This window comes from Ruoffia sp. FAM 24228 (assembly GCF_045528575.1).
Lineage (GTDB): Bacteria > Bacillota > Bacilli > Lactobacillales > Aerococcaceae > Ruoffia > Ruoffia halotolerans.
In genome coordinates this window covers 1-2,997 of the sequence record NZ_JBGQQZ010000103.1, presented here as the reverse complement: position 1 = coordinate 2,997, position 2,997 = coordinate 1, and the positions used below count along the sequence as shown (strand labels likewise).

Annotated in this window: 1 rRNA gene; it reads left to right on the top strand. The window is 50.8% G+C overall.

The features are described from left to right. The first annotated feature begins 80 nt into the window (after positions 1 to 80). A 23S ribosomal RNA gene (locus ACEN33_RS11815) occupies positions 81 to 2,962 on the top strand. Positions 2,963 to 2,997 lie beyond the last annotated feature (35 nt).

Here is a 2,997-nt window from a genome sequence, read left to right as displayed (position 1 = left end):
AAATTAAATCATAAACCAAAGAATTGACCGAGTCTGTAGAAATACAGAGTTAAAAAGTAATAATAGCGCGAGAAATATGTGGTTAAGAAACAAAGGGCGCACGGTGAATGCCTTGGCACTAGGAGCCGATGAAGGACGGGACGAACACCGATATGCTTTGGGGAGCTGTAAGTAAGCTAAGATCCAGAGATTTCCGAATGGGGGAACCCAACAGCTAATGGCTGTTACACGCAAGTGAGGTAGACGCAGAGAACTGAAACATCTAAGTACCTGCAGGAAGAGAAAGAAAAATCGATTCCCTGAGTAGCGGCGAGCGAAACGGGAAGAGCCCAAACCGACGTGCATGCACGTCGGGGTTGTAGGACTCTAAAGTGGACTTATAAGGTGTAGTCGAATGGCATGGGAAGGCCAGCTGTAAAGGGTGAGAGCCCCGTAGACGAAACACGTTATATACCTAAGAGTATCCTGAGTACGGCGGAACACGAGAAATTCCGTCGGAATCTGCCAGGACCATCTGGTAAGGCTAAATACTCCCTAGTGACCGATAGTGAACAAGTACCGTGAGGGAAAGGTGAAAAGCACCCCGGGAGGGGAGTGAAAGAGTACCTGAAACCGTGTGCTTACAAGTAGTCAGAGCCCGTTAATGGGTGATGGCGTACCTTTTGTAGAATGGACCGGCGAGTGACGATAGTTGGCAAGGTTAAGCTGAAGAAGCGGAGCCGTAGCGAAAGCGAGTCTGAATAGGGCGTGAGTCAGATGTCGTCGACCCGAAACCAAGTGACCTACCCATGTGCAGGTTGAAGGTGCGGTAAGACGCACTGGAGGACCGAACCAGGACATGTTGAAAAATGTTTGGATGACATGTGGGTAGCGGAGAAATTCCAATCGAACTTGGAGATAGCTGGTTCTCTCCGAAATATATTTAGGTATAGCCTCAGAGTGAGAGCGTTGGAGGTAGAGCACTGTTTGGACTAGGGGGACATACGTCTTACTGAATCCAGATAAACTCCGAATGCCATCTGCTCATCTCTGGGAGTCAGACTGCGAGTGATAAGATCCGTAGTCGAAAGGGAAACAGCCCAGACCACCAGCTAAGGTCCCAAAGTATCAGTTAAGTGGAAAAGGATGTGGGGTTGCACAGACAACTAGGAGGTTGGCTCAGAAGCAGCCATCCTTGAAAGAGTGCGTAATAGCTCACTAGTCGAGTGACCCTGCGCCGAAAATGTACCGGGGCTAAACTGAACACCGAAGCTGTGGATTCAACCAATAGGTTGAGTGGTAGGAGAGCGTTCTATAGGCGGCGAAGCAGTACCGTAAGGAGCTGTGGAGCGTATAGAAGTGAGAATGCCGGTATGAGTAGCGCAAGACGGGTGAGAATCCCGTCCACCGAATGACTAAGGTTTCCTGGGGAAGGCTCGTCCGCCCAGGGTTAGTCGGGACCTAAGCTGAAGCCGATAGGTATAGGCGATGGACAACAGGTAGAGATTCCTGTACTTGAGATACATGTTTGAGTGATGGAGGGACACAGGAGGTGACCTCACGCACCCTGATGGAATAGGGTGTCGAAGCGATAAGTTTGGATGTGAGTCAAATGCTTACATCCGAGTAAACGAGTCGTGACCGGGAGCGAATTAAGTAGCGAAGGTGAGTAATCAAACTGTCGAGAAAAGCTTCTAGCGAATGTATATCAACCCGTACCGCAAACCGACACAGGTAGTCGAGTGGAGAACACTAAGGTGAGCGAGAGAACTCTCGTTAAGGAACTCGGCAAAATGACCCCGTAACTTCGGGAGAAGGGGTGCTGATGGAAACATCAGCCGCAGTGAATAGGCCCAAGCAACTGTTTATCAAAAACACAGGTCTTTGCAAAACCGAAAGGTGACGTATAAGGGCTGACGCCTGCCCGGTGCTGGAAGGTTAAGAGGAGTGCTTAGCGCAAGCGAAGGTACGAATTGAAGCCCCAGTAAACGGCGGCCGTAACTATAACGGTCCTAAGGTAGCGAAATTCCTTGTCGGGTAAGTTCCGACCCGCACGAAAGGCGTAATGATTTGGGCACTGTCTCAACGAGAGACTCGGTGAAATTATAGTACCGGTGAAGATGCCGGTTACCCGCGACAGGACGGAAAGACCCCATGGAGCTTCACTGCAACTTGATATTGAGTGTTTGTTGATCATGTACAGGATAGGTAGGAGCCTTTGACAGTTGGACGTCAGTCTAGCTTGAGGCGTTGGTGGGATACTACCCTTGATGAATGACCACTCTAACCCGCGTATAGACTACGGGAGACAGTGTCAGGTGGGCAGTTTGACTGGGGCGGTCGCCTCCTAAAAAGTAACGGAGGCGCCCAAAGGTTCCCTCAGAATGGTTGGAAATCATTCGCAGAGTGCAAAGGCATAAGGGAGCTTGACTGCGAGACCTACAAGTCGAGCAGGGACGAAAGTCGGGCTTAGTGATCCGGTGGTACCGCATGGAAGGGCCATCGCTCAACGGATAAAAGCTACCCTGGGGATAACAGGCTTATCTCCCCCAAGAGTTCACATCGACGGGGAGGTTTGGCACCTCGATGTCGGCTCATCGCATCCTGGGGCTGAAGTCGGTCCCAAGGGTTGGGCTGTTCGCCCATTAAAGCGGTACGCGAGCTGGGTTCAGAACGTCGTGAGACAGTTCGGTCCCTATCCGTCGCGGGCGCAGGAAATTTGAGAAGAGCTATCCTTAGTACGAGAGGACCGGGATGGACGCACCGCTGGTGTACCAGTTGTTCCGCCAGGAGCATCGCTGGGTAGCTATGTGCGGGATGGATAAGCGCTGAAAGCATCTAAGCGCGAAGCCAGCTTCAAGATAAGATTTCCCATCACGCAAGTGAGTAAGACCCCTGAAAGACGATCAGGTAGATAGGCTCGAAGTGGAAGTGCAGTAATGTACGGAGCGGACGAGTACTAATCGGTCGAGGACTTAACCACGAACCAATTCAGGTTTAGCAGGTAAGAAAATATAA